Annotated in this window: 24 protein-coding genes; 16 read left to right on the top strand and 8 right to left on the bottom strand. The window is 38.6% G+C overall.

Annotated elements, in window-relative coordinates; translation table 11 throughout:
• Window positions 1–296: 296 nt before the first annotated feature.
• Window positions 297–887, top strand: coding sequence for a DNA-3-methyladenine glycosylase I (locus tag XEN7305_RS19960; RefSeq protein WP_040898819.1), 591 nt, complete (start codon window positions 297–299; stop codon window positions 885–887).
• 85 nt (window positions 888–972) lie between these two features.
• Window positions 973–4,182 (top strand): DEAD/DEAH box helicase, encoded by a 3,210-nt coding sequence (locus XEN7305_RS19965; RefSeq protein ID WP_040898809.1) that lies wholly within the window; start codon window positions 973–975, stop codon window positions 4,180–4,182.
• Between the two features lie 177 nt (window positions 4,183–4,359).
• Here XEN7305_RS19965 and XEN7305_RS19970 read toward each other — a convergent pair whose 3' ends face one another.
• On the bottom strand, window positions 4,360–5,367 hold the full coding sequence (locus tag XEN7305_RS19970; protein ID WP_006511318.1) for a caspase family protein: 1,008 nt from the start codon (window positions 5,365–5,367) through the stop codon (window positions 4,360–4,362).
• Between the two features lie 141 nt (window positions 5,368–5,508).
• On the opposite strand from XEN7305_RS19970, the gene XEN7305_RS19975 reads away from it, so the two are divergent.
• The 8 genes from XEN7305_RS19975 (at window position 5,509) to XEN7305_RS20010 (ending at window position 13,480) form a co-directional block, all read left to right on the top strand.
• On the top strand, window positions 5,509–5,745 hold the full coding sequence (locus XEN7305_RS19975) for a type II toxin-antitoxin system Phd/YefM family antitoxin (RefSeq protein ID WP_006511319.1): 237 nt from the start codon (window positions 5,509–5,511) through the stop codon (window positions 5,743–5,745).
• Window position 5,746: 1 nt separating this feature from the next.
• Window positions 5,747–6,124 (top strand): type II toxin-antitoxin system VapC family toxin, encoded by a 378-nt coding sequence (locus tag XEN7305_RS19980; RefSeq protein WP_006511320.1) that lies wholly within the window; start codon window positions 5,747–5,749, stop codon window positions 6,122–6,124.
• A gap of 34 nt (window positions 6,125–6,158) precedes the next feature.
• Window positions 6,159–6,998, top strand: a complete 840-nt coding sequence (locus XEN7305_RS19985; protein WP_006511321.1) for an SWIM zinc finger family protein — start codon at window positions 6,159–6,161, stop codon at window positions 6,996–6,998.
• Between the two features lie 4 nt (window positions 6,999–7,002).
• Window positions 7,003–7,770, top strand: a complete 768-nt coding sequence (gene hisF / locus XEN7305_RS19990) for an imidazole glycerol phosphate synthase subunit HisF (protein WP_006511322.1) — start codon at window positions 7,003–7,005, stop codon at window positions 7,768–7,770.
• Between the two features lie 165 nt (window positions 7,771–7,935).
• Window positions 7,936–8,118, top strand: a complete 183-nt coding sequence (locus XEN7305_RS19995; RefSeq protein WP_006511323.1) for a hypothetical protein — start codon at window positions 7,936–7,938, stop codon at window positions 8,116–8,118.
• Window positions 8,119–8,351: 233 nt separating this feature from the next.
• Window positions 8,352–10,877, top strand: coding sequence for a mannose-1-phosphate guanyltransferase (locus tag XEN7305_RS20000; protein ID WP_006511324.1), 2,526 nt, complete (start codon window positions 8,352–8,354; stop codon window positions 10,875–10,877).
• 25 nt (window positions 10,878–10,902) lie between these two features.
• Window positions 10,903–11,697 carry a YdcF family protein gene (locus XEN7305_RS20005; protein ID WP_006511325.1) on the top strand — a complete coding sequence of 265 codons (795 nt, stop codon included), beginning with the start codon at window positions 10,903–10,905 and terminating at the stop codon, window positions 11,695–11,697.
• A 37-nt stretch (window positions 11,698–11,734) separates the two neighbouring features.
• Complete coding sequence (locus XEN7305_RS20010) at window positions 11,735–13,480, top strand: ShlB/FhaC/HecB family hemolysin secretion/activation protein (protein WP_006511326.1); 1,746 nt, start codon at window positions 11,735–11,737, stop codon at window positions 13,478–13,480.
• A 250-nt stretch (window positions 13,481–13,730) separates the two neighbouring features.
• Here the strand turns inward: XEN7305_RS20010 and XEN7305_RS20015 are convergent, their stop codons facing one another.
• From XEN7305_RS20015 to petN, 5 genes are all read right to left on the bottom strand, one after another.
• On the bottom strand, window positions 13,731–14,621 hold the full coding sequence (locus XEN7305_RS20015; protein ID WP_006511328.1) for an FTR1 family protein: 891 nt from the start codon (window positions 14,619–14,621) through the stop codon (window positions 13,731–13,733).
• Between the two features lie 74 nt (window positions 14,622–14,695).
• The gene (locus XEN7305_RS20020; protein ID WP_238569012.1) at window positions 14,696–14,950 is read right to left on the bottom strand and encodes a hypothetical protein; all 255 of its coding nucleotides are present in this window, start codon (window positions 14,948–14,950) and stop codon (window positions 14,696–14,698) included.
• Between the two features lie 213 nt (window positions 14,951–15,163).
• A complete protein-coding gene (locus tag XEN7305_RS20025) occupies window positions 15,164–15,502 on the bottom strand; it encodes a hypothetical protein (protein WP_006511330.1) in 339 nt (112 codons plus the stop codon).
• A gap of 246 nt (window positions 15,503–15,748) precedes the next feature.
• Window positions 15,749–15,889 carry a hypothetical protein gene (locus tag XEN7305_RS29370; RefSeq protein ID WP_173399709.1) on the bottom strand — a complete coding sequence of 47 codons (141 nt, stop codon included), beginning with the start codon at window positions 15,887–15,889 and terminating at the stop codon, window positions 15,749–15,751.
• Between the two features lie 59 nt (window positions 15,890–15,948).
• Window positions 15,949–16,038 (bottom strand): cytochrome b6-f complex subunit PetN, encoded by a 90-nt coding sequence (petN, locus tag XEN7305_RS27860; RefSeq protein WP_006511332.1) that lies wholly within the window; start codon window positions 16,036–16,038, stop codon window positions 15,949–15,951.
• Between the two features lie 62 nt (window positions 16,039–16,100).
• Here petN and XEN7305_RS20030 point away from each other — a divergent pair, with 62 nt between their 5' ends.
• From XEN7305_RS20030 to XEN7305_RS20045, 4 genes are all read left to right on the top strand, one after another.
• Window positions 16,101–16,565, top strand: coding sequence for a hypothetical protein (locus XEN7305_RS20030; protein ID WP_006511333.1), 465 nt, complete (start codon window positions 16,101–16,103; stop codon window positions 16,563–16,565).
• A complete protein-coding gene (locus tag XEN7305_RS20035; RefSeq protein WP_006511334.1) occupies window positions 16,562–17,524 on the top strand; it encodes an ABC transporter ATP-binding protein in 963 nt (320 codons plus the stop codon). Before XEN7305_RS20030 ends, XEN7305_RS20035 begins: the two co-directional genes overlap by 4 nt.
• Window positions 17,525–17,593: 69 nt before the next feature.
• Window positions 17,594–18,388 carry an ABC transporter permease gene (locus XEN7305_RS20040; RefSeq protein ID WP_006511335.1) on the top strand — a complete coding sequence of 265 codons (795 nt, stop codon included), beginning with the start codon at window positions 17,594–17,596 and terminating at the stop codon, window positions 18,386–18,388.
• Between the two features lie 103 nt (window positions 18,389–18,491).
• Entirely contained in the window at window positions 18,492–18,896 is a 405-nt protein-coding gene (locus XEN7305_RS20045) for an NIL domain-containing protein (RefSeq protein ID WP_006511336.1), read from the top strand.
• Between the two features lie 101 nt (window positions 18,897–18,997).
• On the opposite strand, the gene XEN7305_RS20050 is transcribed toward XEN7305_RS20045, so the two are convergent.
• Window positions 18,998–19,507 (bottom strand): peptidoglycan-binding protein, encoded by a 510-nt coding sequence (locus XEN7305_RS20050; protein WP_158500426.1) that lies wholly within the window; start codon window positions 19,505–19,507, stop codon window positions 18,998–19,000.
• Window positions 19,508–19,678: 171 nt separating this feature from the next.
• On the opposite strand from XEN7305_RS20050, the gene XEN7305_RS20055 reads away from it, so the two are divergent.
• Both XEN7305_RS20055 and XEN7305_RS20060 read left to right on the top strand, forming a co-directional pair.
• Window positions 19,679–20,467 (top strand): hypothetical protein, encoded by a 789-nt coding sequence (locus XEN7305_RS20055; protein WP_006511338.1) that lies wholly within the window; start codon window positions 19,679–19,681, stop codon window positions 20,465–20,467.
• Window positions 20,468–20,887: 420 nt separating this feature from the next.
• A complete protein-coding gene (locus XEN7305_RS20060; protein ID WP_006511339.1) occupies window positions 20,888–21,430 on the top strand; it encodes a COP23 domain-containing protein in 543 nt (180 codons plus the stop codon).
• Between the two features lie 26 nt (window positions 21,431–21,456).
• Here the strand turns inward: XEN7305_RS20060 and XEN7305_RS20065 are convergent, their stop codons facing one another.
• Complete coding sequence (locus tag XEN7305_RS20065) at window positions 21,457–21,780, bottom strand: hypothetical protein (protein ID WP_006511340.1); 324 nt, start codon at window positions 21,778–21,780, stop codon at window positions 21,457–21,459.
• Between the last annotated feature and the right edge of the window lie 135 nt (window positions 21,781–21,915).

The following is a 21,915-nucleotide window of genomic DNA, read 5'->3' on the forward strand; positions in this document are numbered from 1 at the left end:
CTCGATGACTGTCTCTATATATCCTAAAAGCACTGTGAAACTAAGCGCTTTGACTTCCATAAATTAGCTCACTCTTGATTTCTGACTTTTTTCTATCTTGCTGCGCTACCGTAAGCCTAGTTCTGTATCCCCTGTTACTTTCGAATTTGGAATTGCTGAGCTGTTAGCTATACGCTTTTTGACTTCTATCTTGGGAAGTATAATTGTTCTTTCGGATGTATGTTGTCAGCAAAGTTCAACTATTATTATTGGAGCTAATAGCTAATCACAAATTTTTTAGAGGAATGAACAATGACATGTATTTGCTCAGGAGAAGCCATTACGTGAGATGTAGCTGGGTCAAAGATAATCCCCTAGAAATTGCCTATCACGACAAGGAATGGGGGGTTCGGGTCACTGAAGATACAAAACTATTTGAAATGCTTATCCTAGAAGGAGCGCAAGCAGGACTAAGTTGGACTACAGTTTTGAAAAAGCGAGAAAATTATCGTCAAGCCTTTGCCAACTTCAACCCAGAAATGATTGCTCAGTTTGATGAGACCAAACAATTGGAACTTCAGCAAAACCCTGGTATTATCCGTCATAAAAGAAAAATAGCCTCAACTATTAGCAATGCTCGTTGTTTTCTTGAAGTCCAGTCAGAATATGGTAGTTTTAGCCGCTATATTTGGCAATTTGTTGAGGGGGAAACGATTCAAAACCATTGGCAAACCTTAGAAGAAGTGCCCATTACAACGCCTCAATCCGATGCGATGAGTAAAGATTTGAAAAAACGAGGGTTTAAATTTGTTGGCTCAACTATTTGTTATGCCTATATGCAGGCAGTGGGGATGGTCAATGACCATACTATAGATTGTTTTCGGCATTCAGAATTATTGGTTGATTAGACTAGAATTGCCAAGGCGCTTTGAGCATAGGGAAAAACCCGATAAAATTTAAGCGTAACAATAAAATTCAGAATTAATATTCATGATGAAGGTTATTCACGGTACTTGGATTCCAGATGCTGAGTTCGACTACATTCAGCCAGGTTCATTTTATTTGTGGGTTGAAACCTCATCGAGCGCCAAGAGAACGAGAAAAAACCAGCACCAAATTCACCCTAATCATCTATCCAGAGACAAGTTAGAAGCCTTTTTAAGTCAGGAATTGGGCCTTAAAGACTCATCATTAAATCTTCAACAAAATATAATTACCCGATATTTTGCCCTGCCAACCGCCAATAATAAACCAATTCCCTCTCCAGAATTAATCAGGTATTTAGATGTAGAAATTTCTGAAGAATACGACGAATTTCAATATTGGCAAATAGATTGTTATAAAACTGTAACTGCTGTTAAAAATAAGTCCTCTAAAGCAATTAATATCATTAGGCTGCTCCAAGAAATTCATTTTCTAGCCCTATACAATTCTCAAGAAATTCAACTGGGTTCAGACTTATTATTTTGGTATCACTACACCCAAGCTTTTAAGGAAGTAATTATCAAAGACCAATATATTCCTGCTTTCAAATATCGACCAATTGCAAAGGCGAAAGCTAAAAGTAAGAAAAAAAATCAGCTATCCAAATCAGGAGAAATCTATCCCACTTGGTCAATAGTTTCCGAACAATATGAAGCCAACTTAGACAAATACCTTGAATATATACCTTTAATCTGTCTAGCTGGGGCGAATTCTCCGAGTGACAATCCTGATTTTTTTGAGCCTAAAACCTTATTGTGTCACTTCAGCGAATATCTGCTTTGCGATCTAGTCACTCATACATCTTCTACCGCAGCATTTGATAAAAAAATTGCGAATTCTTTAGTTCATGATTGTTTTTATGCCGAACAGCATAGCCCACTAACCAGCAATGCCAATCTAGAAGACTATCAGCAATGGCTAGTCTGGAAACAGAGAATTACCCACACAACTCACAAATCCAACTTTAACTTATACTTCCAATTACATTCGGCAGAACCAGACACCATAAATGATTGGCAGATGCAGTTTTTGGTTGGGGATAAAAAAGACCCTTCTTTAAAGCTGACCCTAAGTGATTACTGGTTGATGAATGATCTAGCAAAAACTGGGATCAAAAAACAATTTGGTCAAGATTTCGAGGCAAACTTGCTCTTAAATTTAGGCTATGCCGCAAGGATGTACCCTAAATTATGGCAGGGGATGGAAACCGCACAACCTGATGGCTTGAGACTGACATTAACCGAAGCCTTTGATTTCCTCAAAGAGTATGCCTGGGTATTAGAAGATTCTGGGTTTAAGATCATTGTCCCAGCTTGGTATACTCCCACCGGCCGTCGTCGAGCTAAAATTCGGCTTAAAGCATCTAGTAGCGGAAAATCGGCCACTAAAAATGCTAATGATAAAGGGTACTTTGGGCTTGATTCTGTGGTTGAATATCAATACCAGCTAGCAATTGGGGAAGAAGAAGTTAGTACAGCTGAATGGCAACAGTTGGTGAATGCTAAGACTCCTTTAGTTCATTTTCGCGGACAGTGGATGGAATTAGACCGCGATAAAATGCAGGAATTTCTGGAATTTTGGCAGTCTCATGGTGAGGAAAAGCCCAAAATGACGATGTTGGAATTGCTTCAACGCAGTGCTTCTGTTGGGGATGATTGGGAAGTTCAACATGACGAATTTCTCTCGGAAATGAGGTCGAAATTAGAAGATAAAAGTAAGTTTGAGCCTATTGCCGATTTAGCCGAACTTCAGGGGACTTTGCGAGAATATCAAAAGCGAGGGGTTTCTTGGTTGAGTTATTTGGAGCAACTAGGCTTGAACGGTTGTTTAGCCGATGATATGGGACTGGGTAAGACGGTGCAAGTGATTGCCAGACTTGTTCAGGAAAGAGAACTGGTTAGTCAAGGAAATAAGAAAAAATCTGTTTCAGTTGCTCCTACTTTATTAATTGCGCCGACGACCGTTGTCGGCAATTGGCTCAGAGAAATTGCCAAATTCGCGCCTCATCTAAATGCGAGTGTCCATCATGGCGGCGATCGCATAAAAGATCTAGCTAAGTTTAAATCTGATTGTTTAAAACGAGATGTCGTAATTACCTCTTTTACCTTGGCACGCAAAGATGTCAAACTCCTAGGAAGCCTGCAATGGCAACGCATTGTTTTAGATGAAGCCCAAAATATTAAAAATCCCCAAGCTGCCCAAACCAAAGCGATTTTGAAACTGTCGGCAAAACATCGTTTAGCTTTGACGGGAACTCCTGTGGAAAACCGTCTCTTGGATTTATGGTCGATATTTAATTTTCTTAATCCTGGTTATTTGGGGAAAAAAGCCCAATTTCGCAAATCTTTTGAGATTCCCATTCAAAGAGACAATAATAAAATTCAATCAACAACCTTAAAAAAATTAGTCGAGCCCCTAATCTTAAGACGAGTTAAAACCGATAAATCTATCATTCATGATTTACCAGATAAAGTCGAACAAAAACTCTATACAAACTTAACTAAAGAACAAGCTTCTCTCTATGAGGCTGTGGTTAAAGATGTAGATGATAAGATTCAAAATACTGAAGGCATTGAACGCAAAGGTTTGATTTTATCGACTCTGGTGAAGTTAAAACAAATATGCAATCATCCTGCCCAATTTCTTCAAGATGGGAGTGATTTTTTACCGACTCGCTCTCATAAACTTGGTCGTTTGGTCCAGATGGTAGAAGAAGCAATTGCTGAGGGAGAAAGTATTTTAATTTTTAGTCAATTTACGGAAATTTGCCAAGGGATAGCCAAACACCTGAAACATGCTCTCCACTGTAATACTTATTATCTTCATGGAGGAACATCTCGTAAACGGCGAGAAAAAATGATTGCTCAATTTCAATCGCCTGAAACGGAAGCATCGGTGTTTATTCTGTCCCTAAAAGCAGGTGGTGTGGGGATTACTTTGACTAAGGCTAATCATGTTTTTCATTTTGATCGCTGGTGGAATCCGGCGGTGGAAGATCAGGCGACAGATCGGGCTTTTCGGATTGGGCAGGAAAAGAATGTTTTTGTGCACAAGTTTGTGGCCATTGGCACGTTAGAGGAAAAAATAGATCAAATGATTGAGGATAAGAAAAGGGTTGCTGATGCTGTGATTGGCAGTGATGAATCTTGGTTGACGGAGTTGGATAATGATGCGTTTAAAGAATTAATTGCTTTGAATAAAACTGCAATTTTAGACTAGGTAGTAATTTAAGTAACGGTGCGAGATCCACTCTCGTAAAATCTGTTTTGGTACTGCTGAATCCGGATATGAATTTGTCTCGCGCAAAGACGCAAAGACGCAAAGGAAGAAGCAAAGAAGATTAGTCTAAATATTTTTTTATGTTTTAAAGCATCATCTTAACCTATCACCTAGAAGTTAGCTTTCAACGTCATTATCAGGAGGCAACATATAGTAAACAGGCGGACGATAGAAAGGATCATTGCGACAAGCATCGAAAATCAGAATTTTTAGGGTTCCAATGTCCTCTTTAACTATAGGTTTAAAATAGAACTCAGTATCAACAGATGCAGCAATCCAAGGAATTTGTTTGTAATCAGTTGAATCACGAACCTTTGGTAGCAACTCTCGAAAAAGCTCAAAGATTTCTACATTCCACTTATCTACAAGAGATAGAAAAGCTTGAGCAAAAGGTGAATGCCTGCTGATTCTACTCTTATTCTTCACTGATGCATCATCATTATCATACTTACGCTTTTCGCCACCACTATTCTTTCCATTTTCATTCTCTGGTGGCTTTTGAAAAAAATCATAGGCAAGATTTCCAGATGCTGTAGAGTACATAATAATGCTGCCATTATGCATCGGAGTTTCTTCAATGATCTTATCAACTGGACGGAGAAGAACGTTAAGATCTATTGCCTTGGTTGCAAACTCTTCTTTTTCTGTTAAATTTGCATCAACTGGCAAAATATAGTCATGTCCATTAATTTGAGACGCGTGACCTGCGTAATAGAAGAGACCAACACCACCTATACTAAGAATTGTTTGGAAATCATCAATTGCTTTCTTTAGTTCTTCAGTTGATGGGTTAATCCGTTTTATGATCTTGAATCCTAATTTTTTCAGGGCTTTACATATTGCTTCAGCATCATTTATTGAGTTCATCAGTGGGGGTGTATTTATGTAATCCTGATTGCCAACGACTAGTGCTATACGATCAGTGACGATATTTTTATCAAATGATAAGAATGAATATTGAAATAATCCTAAAAAACCACCTGCCCCTGAAATTGCGGCAATAGCAGATGGGTATGTACCTTCAGAAAAATACCAAGCTATTCCCAAAGCCATCAGAGTTGTTGCAATAGTCCCTGTAATGATTCTGAAGTTGATAAAGTTTTTTAATTTTTTAAGTGATACCATCCATTTCAATATTATTTGAAGGATATCTAACTATTTATTATGCGAAAAGTTGCTAGACATATGGGGCTAATTCTAACAAATTTTGAGTAAGATAAAATTATAGTCAGACTAGGTCAAACTACTTTACTTTCAAAACAAGTAATGAAAATATATTCTGTCACCGATGCTAAAGCTAAATTTTCTCAAGTAGTAGAGAGTGTTTTACAAGGAGAGGAGGTTATAGTCACAAAAATGGGAAAACCAGCCGTTACAATATCTGCTTATGAACCCATTGCTGAAAACAAAAGATTAGGCTTAATGAAGGGACAAGCTACAATACCTGATGATTTTGGCGAATGGAATGAGGAAGAAGCAAAATTGTTGGGAATCATCGAATAGGATGAAGTATTTGCTTGATACTCATAGTTTACTCTGGGCAGTTTTTGAACCAGATAAACTCTCAACAAAAGCTCAAAAAATCATATCTGATCAAAATAATATTATTTGTGTCAGTTTAATCTCTCTTTGGGAAATTAGTATTAAACAAAATATTGGTCGTTTAGACATCCCAAAAGGGTTTTTTGAGGTTGTACGAGAAGGAGGATTTGAAATGCTTTCTCTGACTATTCCTCAAATCCAACAATATCGAACATTACCTTTGCATCATCGAGATCCTTTTGATCGAATATTAGTTGTTCAAGCAAGACAGCAAAAACTAATTTTGATTACTCGGGATTCAGAAATTAGTAAGTACGATGTCAAGATAGTTAAAGCCTAAATATGCGATTTGTTTTTTATTCTTAAGTTAAACTATGGCTAAATTTAGTAGGACTTGGTGGGGAAAAGTTTTTATTGAAGCTTTAGAATCTTTTACTGATTCGGGAAGATTACAAAGAGGACGTTCCTATGCCAATGGGGGGAAAGTAAAAAGCTTTGATATTGATGGTAATCGGATTACCGCTGTGGTCAGAGGTTCGGTCAATCCCTATTTTGGTGTTTACAAAGAACCAACTTATATAATCTCTATTGAAATTACCCCGATCGCTAAAGCCAAGTGGGATTTGATTGTCGAGAAATTGTCTTCTAAGGCCAGTATAATCTCTCGATTGTTATTAAACGAAGTACCCGAAAATATTGAATCTAGTTTTGCAGAGTTGGGCTTTCATTTATTGCCCTATGATCGCCGAGATTTCCAGACTCAATGTTCTTGTCCAGATTATGCTAATCCCTGTAAACATATTGCTGGAGTTTATTATTTGGTTGCGGCTCAATTGGATGAAAATCCTTTTTTGTTATTTGAACTGCGAGGATTATCTAAGTTAGAGTTACAGAAAAAACTAGAGCAAACGCCTTTAGGGAAAATACTTTCAGAAGAATTAAATAGCAAAGAGGTTACGGTAGAACTTTCTGATTCTTTATACACGAGAGTCGAAAAGCGATCGCTTGAAGAACAACCTAGTGCCAGAGAATTTTGGTTGGGCGCTAAGAGATTACCTCCTACAATTGACGTGCCAACAGCTAGTGGCATACCGGCGATCGCAATTAAGAAAGAGGGTGATTTCCCTGCTTTTTGGCATAAAGATCATTCTTTCATTGAAACTATGGAAGAATTATATAAACGCGTCAAAACTAAAAATCAGAATTTAATATAAATTTATGCTCGCAAAAAGAATCTTACCTTGTCTCGATGTCAATGCAGGACGAGTTGTGAAAGGCGTTAACTTTGTCGATCTCAAAGATGCTGGAGATCCCGTCGAACTAGCTAAGGTTTATAACGATGCTGGTGCGGACGAATTAGTATTTCTCGATATCACCGCAACCCATGAAGACCGAGGAACTATTATTGACGTGGTATACCGCACCGCAGATCAAGTTTTTATCCCTCTGACTGTCGGTGGTGGGATCAACGCTTTGCCTGATATTAAAAATCTCTTGCGAGCAGGTGCAGATAAAATTAGTATCAATTCCGCTGCGGTGCGCGATCCTGACTTGATCAACCGAGCAAGCGATCGCTTTGGCCGACAATGTATTGTGGTGGCGATCGATGCTAGAAGACGCCCAGATCCGAGTAATCCTGGATGGGATGTTTATGTTCGAGGCGGCAGAGAAAACACTGGTTTGGATGCGATCGCTTGGGCTAAAGAAGTCGCGATGCGCGGAGCCGGAGAACTCCTAGTCACTAGTATGGATGCCGATGGAACTCAGGCAGGATATGATTTGGAGCTTACTCGGACTATTGCCGAACAAGTCGAAATACCAGTAATTGCCTCTGGTGGGGCCGGAAATTGCCAGCATATATATGAGGCTCTCAGCGAAGGCAAAGCAGAAGCCGCGTTGCTTGCGTCGTTACTGCATTATGGACAGTTAACTGTTGAGGAAGTCAAAAGCTATCTTCAACAACATCAAGTTCCTGTTCGGCAATGAGTCGAAGGCAGATGGCAGATGGCAAAGGGCAGATGGGAAAATTCAGAACAGCTCAAAGCCTAGAGCGGCAATATTCTTATTAAATAAAACTTAAATTCTTCAAAAGTAATACCGAATGATAAAAATTGTGTACTAGAATAGATACAGAGTTTACATTTCTTAACGATGCTGATTCCGATTCTCATATTTGATGTAGCTCTGGTCGCTTGGTCCTTGCATTTGATGCAAGAGGCTTTAAATCGGAAAGAGTTTTCCCTCATGCTAGCGGGCACTTTGGTCGCGCTGGTTGCTGCTGCGATGTTGGTTGTCTATTTTCTGGTTGGCAACTGCCTGAGCCAATTATTATAGTTTTTGATCATTATTTCTTCTAGACTGAAATATCTAAAGGTGATTGATAATTATTAGCATAAACTATTATCTAATATTGTTATTTTGCTCGTAATTACTTTTTCAGGAAGAGTCTTTTCCGCTAAGCTAAAGCTGGATATATGGAGATATTTCTGAAATCATAGTGTTTAGCTACAGATTAGGGAGTCATCTTATAGAACTCCAAGATAATTTATTTACCGTCAGGAGGAATCATGCGTGCAGTGCTAATGGCTGGGGGTTCAGGAACTAGATTAAGACCCTTGACCTGTGATCTTCCAAAGCCGATGGTGCCAGTACTCAACCGTCCCATAGCTGAACATATTATTAACTTATTAAAAAGAAATAATATCAAACAAATTATTGCTACTCTCTATTACCTACCCGATGTAATGCGAAATTACTTCCAGGATGGTAAAGATTTTGGTGTGGAGATGACCTATGCCGTAGAAGAGGAGCAGCCTTTGGGGACTGCTGGTTGTGTCAAAAATATCCAACAATGGTTAGAAGATACTTTTATTGTTATTAGTGGGGATGGTATCACTGATTTTGATTTGCAAGCAGCGATCGCATTTCATCGAGAAAAACAATCAAAAGCCACGTTAATTCTGACTCGGGTTCCCAATCCCGTAGAATTTGGGGTGGTTATTACCGATCCCGATGGCCGCATCAACCGTTTTTTAGAAAAGCCTTCCTTAAGTGAAATTTTTTCTGACACTGTAAATACTGGAACCTATATTCTCGAACCAGAAGTTTTAGACTATCTTCCAGAAAACGAAGAATCCGATTTTTCGCAAGATTTATTTCCGATGCTTCTTCATCGGGGAGAACCCATGTATGGCTATATTGCAGAGGGTTATTGGTGTGATGTCGGTCATCTTGATGCTTGTCGAGAGGCTCAATATGATTCTCTAGAGCAAAAGGTTACTATCGATTTTGCCTACCAGGAAAAATCCTCGCGAATTTGGATTGGTTCTAATACCTATATCGACCCTAGTGCAAAAATTGAAGCTCCAGCACTAATTGGCAATAACTGTCGTATTGGAGCAAGAGTCAAGATTGAGGCAGGAACCGTAATTGGGGATAATGTAACCATTGGCAATGATGCCGACCTCAAGCGCCCGATTATTTGGAATGGTGTCACAGTGGGAGAAGAAGCTCATTTACGGGCTTGTATCGTTGCTCGGGGGACGAGAATAGATAGACGAGCTCAAGTACTAGAAGGAGCTGTCTTAGGCCCTTTATGTCATGTGGGAGAAGAAGCTCAAATATCCCCTGGGGTCAGGGTTTGGCCTAGCAAGCGAATTGAATCTGGGGCCATTCTCAATATAAATTTAATTTGGGGAAATATGGCACAGCGCAATCTTTTTGGGCAGCGTGGGGTGTCTGGATTAGCCAATATTGACATTACTCCCGAATTTGCCGTTAAACTGGGTGCTGCCTATGGCTCGACTTTAAAACTAGGATCGACAGTCTTGGCATCTCGGGATCAACGCAGTGTTTCTCGGATGATCAGTCGTTCTTTAGTTTCAGGATTAATGTCGGCAGGGGTTAATGTGCAAAATTTGGAGGCTACAGCAATTCCCATTTCTCGGACCATGACCGATCGCCTGGCAACTGCGGGGGGGCTTCATGTTCGTTTAGAACCTAATCATCATGATCATATTTTGATTGAGTTTTTTGATCGAGAAGGCATCAATATTTCCAAGTCCAAAGAAAAAAAGATTGAAGGCACCTACTTCAAAGAGGATCTGCGTCGGGTTTCGATTACCGAAATTGGCAAGATTGCCTATCTTGATGGAATCATTGAAGCCTATAGCCATACTTTTGAAACCCATCTCAATATTGAAGCAGTTCGTAATAGTAGATCGAAGATTGTGATCGATTATGTTTATGCTGTTTCCGGAGCTATTTTGCCCCAGCTATTAGCGAAATTTGGTTGTGATGCGGTGGTGCTTAATGCCAGCTTAAATCAAAATGCGATCGCGAATCAGGAAAAAGACCATCTACTCAAGCAATTAGGACAGGTTGTGGAAGCTCTTGGCGCTAATTTAGGAGTTCAAGTATCTGCCAATGGAGAAAAATTTATTCTGGTGGATGAGTCGGGGTTGCCGATTCGTGGTGAAACCTTAACTGCTCTGATGGTCAATACAATTTTTACGGCCAATCCCCGCAGCACTGTAGTCGTTCCTGTCCATTCTTCGAGTGCCGTGGAACAAATTGCTCGACGTCATGATGGCAATGTGATTCGGACAAAAGTTAATCCCACCGCATTGATGGAAGCATCACAAACCAATCCCAATGTTTCTTTAGGGGGTAGTGGTGAAATTGGCTTTATTTTTCCGCAACTGCATCCTGGGTTTGATGCGATGTTCGGCATTGCCAAATTGATTGAAATGTTAACTATTCAAGAAAGATCTTTGGTTGAAATTCGCAACGAACTACCTTCAGTTTGTCATAGATCTTATACGGTGCGATGTCCCTGGAAGATTAAAGGTTCTTTGATGCGTCATTTGGTAGAAACCCATGCTACAGAGAATTTGGAGCTCATAGATGGAGTCAAAATCATTAATCCTCAAAATGATAATTGGGTACTGATCTTACCTGATGCGGGGGAACCGCTAGTTCATATTTTTGCGAATAGTGATGATCGTGGTTGGGTAGATCGAAATATCAATAGTTATCGCGAGCAGGTTCAGAATTTTATTGAGCGAGAACAGGGGCTTGATAGTGAAAATTGAAAATTACGAGTAGAAGGATTACTAGATGAACTTTTTGTTTTTATCGAAATTACTTCCCCTCTTTGTCTATCCTTTGGGATTGGCTTGTATATTATTAATCGTTGCTTTAGTTCTTAGTTTTAAGCGCTCAAAGTATAGTTATATTCCGATCCTGCTGGCATTAGTAATTTTTTTGATAGCAGGAAATAGTAGAGTTTCTCACTCTCTCCTCAAATCTTTGGAATGGCAATATCTAAGCGATCAAGAATTGCCGACTGCTGATGCTATAGTCGTGCTGGGTGGTTCGGTTCATAGTGTTGCCTATCCTCGGACATTACCTGATTTGAATGAACATGGCGATCGCGTTATCTATGCGGCCAAATTATACAATGATGGCAAAGCTCCTCTTATTTTGCTTTCTGGCGGGAGAATTGATTGGTATGGCGATGGCTCATCAGAAGCCCAGGATACGACAAAAATTTTAGAATTAATGGGCATTCCTTCCTCTGCGATGATTCAAGAAGGCGAGTCGGTTAATACTTATGAAAATGCGATTTTTACCCAGAAAATTCTTGAAGAGCAAGGTCTAAAAAAAATCATCCTGATCACTTCTGCTTTTCATATGCCGCGATCGCTAAAGATTTTTCAGCACCTGGGGATTGATGCGGTTCCTGCGCCAACAGATTTTTATGTGAGTCAACAGGAATTGCGGGAAGCTGATCATAGTGCCGAATCGAAAATTCTTAGTTTTATTCCCAATACTAAAAGTTTAGATCGAACCACAATGGTGATCAAAGAATATATTGGAACTATTGTTTATTGGCTGCGAGGTTGGTTGTAATCAGAATATAATTTTGGTTAGCTAATTTTTTCTTGCTATGAACTATTGGAATCGATTGCTGTTAATCAAGCAGATCGAGTTAAAGTCCCTCGCCAAAATCGCTATCATCTCTTTTTTTGCTTCTTTTTGTCAGCCAATGGCAATTAAAGCTCAAACTATGATTGCTCAATTGCCCCTTCCCGAAACTCCTACCCCAGATATTCCAGAACCATTAGCCCCTCTGCAACCAAGTCTTCCCCAACTAGAAACCACTCCGACATTTGTTCCTCTAGAGCCCCAAGATGTTCCAGGAACCATTATTGTCAAAAAATTTGAAATTATTGGCAATACAGTCCTTGAGCCCCAAATCATCGAAGATGCGATCGCAGAATATACTCTCAGACCAATTTCCTTTGTCGAATTGCTCCAAGTCCCGCGAAAAATCACCCAACTTTATCTCGATGCAGGATACATTACTTCTGGCGCGATCCTCTCTCCACAAGCGATCACCGATCGCACAGTCCAAATCGAAATTGTTCCGGGAACTATTAGTGAGATTAAGGTTATTGGTCTACAAAAGCTTAAACCTAGTTATGTGCGTAGTCGATTAGCAAGAGCAACCCAGCCTCCTTTAAATCAGACTCAATTACTCAAAGCTCTACAACTGCTGCAAATAGATCCCCTGATTGCCAATATATCTGCCGAACTCTCAGCAGGAATCGAACCCAACAGCAGTATTTTGGAAGTCACAGTAGAAGAAGAACCCGATACTTTTTCCCTTGGTTTGAATTTTGATAACTATCGAGTGAGTAGTGTGGGGACATTTCGTCGCCAACTAGAATTGAATGAAAATAATCTCTTGGGTTATGGCGATCGCTTTAACATTGCCTATCTCAACACAGATGGTACCCATGCCTTAGATAATCTCAGTTATGAATTTCCCCTGAATAATTATCAAGGAAAACTAAAATTAGTCTATGGTTATTCTGATAATAATCTGACTCAAGAACCTTTCGACGCCTTAGACATTGAGAATCAGATTAGTAACTACGAAGTTAAATATGCCCACAAACTATATAAATCTTTGAGCCAAGAACTCATTGCCGGGATTAGTTTCATCCATACCAATTCCCGGTCAACCTTTCTCGATGGGCTACCCTTTCCTAGCCCTTCTGGAGCCTCAGATGATGAGGGTAAGACTAAAGTTTCGGCCATTCGTTTGATCCAAGACTATACGAATCGTAATCAGCGGCGGGTTTGGGCTCTGCGATCGCAATTAAGCATCGGGATTGATGCTTTCGACTCTAATGTCAGTGTCGACAGACAAGATAGTAAATTTGTTGCTTGGGCAGGACAGGCTAATTATTACCGGATATTAACCAACAAAACAGCGTTTTTGCTCAGATCCCGGATGCAATTTGCCGATGATGGATTAGTGCCTTTGGAACAATTTAGTATTGGTGGGGTCTATACTGTTCGCGGTTATGCCCAAAATATTTTGATAGCAGATAATGGATTCTTTGTTTCTGCTGAAATTCAACAAAATCTTTTAAGGTTAGAAAAATCCCGAATTGCTCTAGATCTCACGCCCTTTATTGACTTTGGACGCATTTGGAATACTGATAGGGAGTTGAATCAACCTCGTAATACAATAGCTGGTGCTGGTTTGGGGCTAAGACTAGATATTAAGAACAACGTAATACTTCGTCTTGATTGGGGAATTCCTTTTTCCGAAATTGAAACTGCGGGAGATTCTCTACAAGAAAATGGGTTCTACTTTTCCTTAAGAACCAAAGCTTTTTGAATTTTGAATTACTGCTGTTCCCTATTATCAATTATCTAGGACTTACGCAAAATGAAATATTGTTATTTAGTAAATTATCGATCAAAGCCATAAATGCTACTGGGGGACCAGTCCCCCAGACCCCCTGTTGGGGCCGGGACGCCGCCCCCAAACCCCTTGCGTAAGGATTGACTAGTGAGTTGGAAAATGAGGGATTGTCTTGGTGGTTGTTTCATTTTCTACGATGGAAATTGTAATTTCTTAACAACTTTCAATTTTTAATTTTCAATTGATTCCAATAAGAAGTGCCAACGACTAGCAAAAAAGTAAGGTAGACAATAATTTGTAGCAAATAAAGAGTCTGCCGATAACCGAAAAGAGCTTTTAAAACAATACCAGGGAAGGTTTGATCGGGCAATATTATCGAGCCATCCCAAATTTGTATCCCCAGAAGACAGGAAGAACTATTGCCGAAACACCAATTGTTATTAGATAACTCGGATAATAGTAGGGCAAATTGGTCAAAATGATAGGCAGCACTTAATACCAAGCCACCAACAATCAATAGGAGAAATACTCCCATAATCTGAAAGAAAAGACGAACATTGATTTTAATGCCGATCGCAAATAATAACCATCCCATAACTCCAGCGACGATCAGACCCGCTGCTGCCCCTGTAATTGGCAATAACCATGATTCTTGAAACTTTGCCAGGATAAAGAGGACAGTCTCAAACCCTTCTCGCAAAACAGCGATGAATACGAGAAGAAATATCCCTGCTCCTGCATTCTGGTTATTTAAGGCATTATCGATCGCCGATTGCATTTCTCCTTTCATCGAGCGGGCCTGTTTACTCATCCATAACAGCATCCAACTCAACATCGCGATCGCAATTACGCCAAATCCAGCTGCTAAAATCTGTTTGATGAGTGGGGCATAGATTCCACTTGCAGCGGTTAAACCCTGGAGGGTATTAGCAAGAATAATGCCCACTCCGATACTGGCAAGGATTCCCCCAACAACACCAAAATAGACCCAGCGATAGAGTTGAGTTTGTTGGGCTTTTTGCAGGCAAGCCACCACAATCCCCACGACTAATGCTGCTTCAAAACCTTCTCGTAAAGTAACAATAAAAGTTGGGAATGCTGCGGATAAATCCATGAGTCAAATGAAGGCAGAGGGCAGAGGGCAGAGGGCAGAGGGAAAAATACTCAGAAATTTTCAATTGATTAATGCTAACTGATGGCCGAAGAATATTGATTGCGCAATTGTTCTAGTTTGCTATCAATTTGATCTAATTGAGGTTGTAATTGAGCTATAGCGAGTTTTTTGGGGAGTTTCGCTTTTTTGGCGCTGGCCATTGTTTCATTGTATAGGCGATCGCGATATTGCTCAAATTCAGCTATCACTTCTGCTAGCTGTTCGGGGGTTACGGTGGAATTAGATTCTCCAGTCATATCTATATTTCTCCTGAATGATTGTTGCACCATGATTTTCTCAGATTTTGCGATCGACTGGCAACTTCAGTGGGGATAATTCTTCAATCTTGATATTTTGCTCCAAACTGTAAAAAAAAGGTGAGATAAAACTCACCAAAATCCAAATCGTCTAGATTATGTCAACCGGTTTTTACATGTCTAAATTGCAAAATTATCTTCATCGCTTTAGGGAGCGCACACCAAGATTAGGAAATAGAGAACAAGTTAGTCTTTATCCAAGTTGTCGATTAGAGTTTCTACGGAGTTCAGATAACCTTGATCATAGAGAGTATCTTCCGATAATCTTCCAGCTGCGATCGCACCTTGAACCAACTCTTCAGCTCCAATTCTATTACTACGAACCTTCGCCAAGAAAACAGCATTAGAAGGAATGTCTTGATCTTCAAAACGGCCTTGGTAAGCACCGGTTACGAGATTAAAAGGTGTGATGTTTACTGTATTGCTAGTTTTACTACTAGAACTTAAACTTACTTGACTTAATGCGGGAACAGCAATGGTGGAGAGTAATATAGTAGATAATGTACTGATTAAGATCCTTTTCATTTGTTTGCCTCCTCAGTTACCCTGAGGTAGTTGAATTATTGTCTTGCTTTGATATCTTTAAGCATCACTAAATTCACTGAGAAGATTCTAATCGCTAAATTAAGAATGCCTGAAATATTAACTAGAAAATTATTATCAATCTTTCAGGTTAAATTAAGGTACTAGTTGTAAAATCAAAAAAGACCGCTATTAATTCTAAGATTTTAGAACTCAATAACGATCTCTTTTCAAGGTAGAAAAAATGAATTAACCAGCCTCTTTATCTTGTTTTTGTCGACGACGATCTCGCCATTTAACCGAAGAAAGATATACTATCCCGCTGCTGACAACTAGTAGTAGTCCTAGAGCAACGAGAAATAAAATGTTAACTATATAGCTTGTTTCCATGATCAACGAAGGGTAAGGATGAACTGACATTTACCCCAATCTTTTGTGGCAATAATATTTTAGAATCCGTTACGACCCCAAACTACCATTGAAATCGACCAAGTGAATAAAGCTAGCACGGCAACCCAACCTAATGTTAAAATATCCATGATTTGTATTTACTTTTTGAAATATAAATTCGTCAAACAACGTCACAGTCTATCATACTTCTATGTGGTGTTTTCTGGTGAGGGTTTTGCCTAGTTTAGTCGCAGAAAGAATTGAATCGGTTAAAGCTGGATTGGCAGGAGCGATCGCATTTACGGTTGCCGATCTAACAGCTATCCTATTGAATAATCTCATTTTTGTTCCCTGGGGAGTCGGGTTTCGCCTACTACAACTAAATTCTCTGTTAGACAGCCTAATTACCATTGCTACGGCATTAGTAAGTGGTTTTTTGTTTGGTGTAACCTATCGTTATATTATTCGTAGCGATCGCAATTCCCATCTCAAGGATGGTGCTGTCATGGCTTTTGGCCTAGTTAGAGGCTTAGCTTTGCTGGAGGCGACAGCGATTAAGTCAGGGCAATTCTGGTCTTTGAGTATTTTGATTGCCGAAGGGATTATCAGTTTCGCGATCGCCCGTTATTGTCTCGATTTTGCTTTGGGCAAAAAATTTATCAAACCCTTTCTATGAATAGCATTGAAGTCCAAAATCTGAGTAAAGTCTATGGTTCGACCACTGCGATCGAGGATGTTAACTTTACCGTAGAAACAGGAGAAATCATCGGCTTTCTGGGGCCTAACGGAGCTGGAAAAACCACTACCATGAGGATTTTGGCAGGTTACTTACCGGCGACTACGGGAACGGCAAAAATTGCTGGTTATGATGTCCATCAACAGTCTATGGAAGTACGGCGACGTATTGGTTATTTACCAGAAAATCCGCCTCTATATCCTGAGATGACCGTAGAAGGTTTCTTGAATTTTGTCGCGAAAATTAAGGGCGTGGCAAAATGCGATCGCAAAAAGAAAGTGACGACCGTGATTGAGCGTTGTCAGCTAGAAGATAAGACCAAAACCGCCATCTACAAATTATCCAAGGGTTATCGTCAAAGAGTGGGCATTGCCCAGGCGATCGTTCATGAGCCCAGAGTGATTATCCTAGATGAGCCGACAGTGGGCTTAGATCCTCGTCAAATAATTGAAGTACGCAATTTGATCAAGAGTTTGGCGATCGAACATACAATTATCTTATCGACTCATATTTTGCCAGAAGTTAGTATGACCTGCGATCGCATTATGATTATTAATCAGGGTAAAATCGTGATTACTAATTCTCCTGATGAGCTACAAAAGCAACTTGCGGGGAATTATGGCTATCAACTAGAGCTAGCAGGAAATATTGCCGATCTCCTGCCCAAGTTGGCTGCAATTCCTGGAGTTGTTGCCAGTAAAGTTATCACCGAAAATCTGAATAACCAGAATCGTGACCTCGTAGAAGTCACTTGTAATGCTGACAGTGAGCCGGGAAAAGAACTGGCAGCTCTTACGATTAACCAGGGTGTAAGTTTATATGAAATGCGACGAATTCGTCCTAGTTTGGAAGATGTATTTTTAGAATTAACAACTGAAGAAATTATTAGTAATGAGTAATGAGTAATGAGTAATAAGTAATAAGTAATGAGTAATAAGTAATGAGTAATAAGTAATACTTTAAAATAAATGATAGTTGTACAGAATATTATTGCAATTTTTCAAAAGGAATTTCAGGGCTATTTTAAATCTCCTCTAGCTTATATCATTGCAGGGATTTATTGGTTAATTGCGGGAACCTTTATGGTTAGTATACTTTTAGGGCCAGAAGGAATTATCCAAGAAGTTAACTATGGAGAGCAATTGGGAATTCCGCTCGGATCTATTGATGTACCCTATATCTTTCTGACTTCTTTTTTTTCTATACTAGGTACACTTTGCTTATTTATTTTACCCATACTTTCGATGGGACTTTATACAGAGGAAAGAAAATCTGGCACCCTGGAATTGTTGGCGACATCTCCAATATCTAATTGGGTCATTGCTGTGGGAAAGCTACTTGGTGTAGTTGCTTTTTTCCTGTTTATGATTATGCCGTTTCTTTTTTACGAGGCAATTATTTTCAGTGCGGCTACTCCGGCGATGCCTTTTGCTGTGCCATTATCGGCTCACTTAGGATTAATCTTATTAGCCACTGCGATCTTGTCTTGGGGAATGTTTATTTCTTCTTTGACTGATAGCAATATTATTTCAGCCATTCTGACTTTTGCTTTAATTCTTTTTTTGTGGATTGTCGATATTATTGCTAATAATATAAATGGTGCGATCGGTGATTTTTTACGACAATTATCTTTATTAGAGAGCTATAACAATTTAATTAATGGTATTTGGGAAGTCGATAATATAGTTTTATTATTAAGCTATATCTTTTTGGGTATATTTTTTACTGCTCAATCAGTAGAAATTCTACGACATAATCAGTGAACAGTTATCAGTTATCAGTTATCAGTGAACAGTTATTCGCTAGATTATAAGATTAATTATTTTATTCTTTTACTCTCCTTCGTTCCCGTTCTCTATTCCCATCATGAAAAAAAGAGTTACTTTAACTTTTCCTCGCACTACAGTTCCGATTCCTATCACCTATCGTTTGGCGAAGGATTTTAATGTTGCGGCCAATATTATTCGCGCCCAGATTGCTCCAGATAAGGTGGGGAAACTTGCTGTGGAACTTCAAGGCGATATTGATGCGATCGATGCGGCACTGGAATGGATGACTAATAGCAATATTGATGTTTCTTCGGCCAATAGTGAAATTGCGATCGATGAGAATCTTTGTGTTGATTGCGGTTTATGTACCGGAGTTTGTCCGACCAAGGCTTTGACGTTAGATCCTAAAAGTTTTCGTCTCAAATTTATGCGATCGCGCTGTGTAGTCTGTGAGCAATGTGTTTCGACTTGTCCTTTGGATGCAATTTCAACTAACCTTTAATTTAATGAGTTTGGGAATATTCGATAAACGCGATCTCATAATTGAGAAAATTGTTGAAGTTGAGATTGAAAAGAGCAAGACGGTAAGAGAGTTAAGAAAAGTTATTGGTTGTAAAGTTTAATAAAATCTCTAAAATATCTAAGTAATTCAGTTAATAACTGATTAACTTCTAACCCAAAAACATGATTAACAATCAATGAAATCCAAGCGACGCAAGAGACAAAAAAGAATATTTTTAGCCGATCTTTATGAAAAATAAAAGCAATTAAATCAGGTCTTAATAAGAAAATCGCCATAATCAATAAAGGCATTATCAAAATTACAAACCGAAGTAAGTTTTTATTTAGATATTTGTTTTTATGTTTACGCATTTGTCCGCGATAATCCCAATCCTTCTCTTGTTCTATAACTTTTAACGTGTGTCGATCACATATTCCAGTCACAGATAGGTTGCTATTAGTTTGAATCTGTTCAATTACTTCAAGAGTTTTCTTTCCGTATATTCCGTCCTCAATTAGAGTTAATCCGTATTTTTGGTTGATCAGGGTTTGCAACTGTCTAACGTCTTGTCCTATGTCATTTAAGCAAAGTTCACGAGCTGTATTGTTCATACTCATATTATCAATTCGGTATTTTCATTCCAGTATCTCTAAAATAAGTCACAAAGTGTGTATCATTTCCGACAAAAAATTGCTTCTCATGAATAAAAATAAGCAAAAGAGTAACGCTATGATACATACTTAGGTTAAAATAGATGTATTGAATTGAGAGATTGTTAACGAATGCCAACGGAAAAAGGTACAACTTTTCGCGCAAGATTATCAGCTACAGCGAAGAGAAGAATTGAAAAGATTGCTGAGCAGTATAATTGCACTTATGGAGGGAAAGGAAGTATCAGTGATCTTTTAAATAAAATCGCAGACGGTCATTTGACTGTAAAAAGACCTACAATTCCAGAAAGAAAAATCTCAGGCAATTCCCTAATAAAGCTACAAATTAAAGCTCAAAAAGATATAAGAGGGACAATCTACATAATTTCTAAGTCAATAGCGGATTGTCAGGGAAATATATTAGATATTAAAGTTAATATAGAAGGTGAATTCGGTACATTTTGTTTGTTAGTTTCTTTAGAAAAAGATGATTTATTAGTTGATTTACTTAATAATCTTTTAAGCATTAAAGTAGAAGATATTCAAGATTTTAATGATGAAAGAATTCTAGAAAATAAAAGAATCAAAAGAAAATTTGAATATTCATCTCTAGAAAAATTTAAACAGCAAAATTTACTAATAGATATAAGATGTATTCTTGGCCTAGAAATTAATATACCTAATCAACAAGGAAGTTTATCTGATATAACAAGAATAATTTCTGCTGAAAAAGCTTTGATAGATTCTCTAAGTCAAGATTTTGACAGTCAGAAAGACAACGCGATTGTTAGATTATTTTTATTGCTCAAATTAGAGACAGAAACAGAAACAGAAACAGAAGTTGAAAAAATAACCAAAATTATGAATGAGATTGGTAAACAGTTTAAAGTTGAACGTTTGAATGCCGAATATTTAATATAGTGATAATTGTAGATTGAGTAAATATAAGGCGTAGTCGTGAGTCCGATTTTCCAGAACGTCAGTTCGACGAATTTTTTTTTGATTAAATTTCCCAAGTTGAACAACGAAGTAATAGGCTTGTTCCTAAATCCCCAAATCCCTAAATCCCCAAGTCCTTATTCAGAACTAGTAAATTTTGTACTCATCGAGCTTACGTTTCCAGAGGTTTGTTCTACTCTTTACCATCTGCCATCTGCCGTCTGCCATCTGCCTTCATTCTATGTAAATTCCAGGATACTCTTTTGTATTACGAAGTACTTAATTTCCGAGAATCAACGGAGACGATCGCCTAGTAGTTAAGGGCATAATAAAGCAAACACAGTTTTATTTTCTAAACTTTTTCCCAACTTTATTTTTTATATATTTAAGCAAGTAATTATTATGAAAAGATATTACTTCATTCTTGTCCCGATAATTGCGCTTATACAGTGCTTCGCTTTGCGCCAGACGGCCCGTTCTTCTGAATACCAAAAAGCCGAGAAAAATAATTCAGATATCTCGTCGCAAAACTTTTTTGCCTGTGCGACGGAAAACCCAACTCCCACTTTATACGCATATACATCAGGGAAAACTTCTTTAACTCCCCTCATAAGTTGGCATCAAGAATATCTACTTCCCCAGGATTCTGGAAGCACAGTTTGTCAACAAGTCGCAGAAAAACTGCAATATTTATATCAAGAACCAGGACAAAAATATATTTCTACCCAGGAAGAAGAGGGACATACTTTAGTCTGCACCGTAAAAATTGAAAATGACACTTGTGGCTCTAACAATAGTGAACCATTATTCACCGTCAACCCCAATTATGATGCTAAATGCATTCTAGATAGGAAAGAACCCCTAGAATGCGTAGTCGTGGGGAGAGCCAGAGGTGTTTTTAGTGTTCCCGACTCTCCTTACAAACCTATTTGGTGGTTGTGGTAAACCAATTAATGCTTAATTTATTCTTCTTATCCCGCAGCTCGCGCTGGGTTTTGAGATGATTTTATTTTTCTTCCAGAAGACATCCGAGCAGCAGCTTCTTCTTCCTCAACAGGAACAAATTCAATGTTATTGAGCAATGTAGTAACAAAAGCAAATAATAGGAAAGGTAAAGATAATACGAGGACAATTCCTACTGTTGCTAGGGCATAAATCTGACGAGTACTACTCCATAAAGCAAGAGTTGTTGCCAAACTCACAAAAATCACAATTAACCATATAATTATCTGTAGGTAAATATCCCCAAAAGTCAGGGTACAAATCATCTTATATTTTGTTATTTCCTTATCCATAGCAGGAGACCTCAAATAAATATTTCGTTATATACTTAGAGTATAAGAAATACCGAACGAAGGAATAACTTTTCCATATTTTTCTTACAGTTGCAATATTTATTTACAAAAATACAGTTTAATCAACAATTATTG

Origin of the sequence: Xenococcus sp. PCC 7305 (assembly GCF_000332055.1) — a bacterium.
Taxonomy (GTDB): domain Bacteria; phylum Cyanobacteriota; class Cyanobacteriia; order Cyanobacteriales; family Xenococcaceae; genus Xenococcus.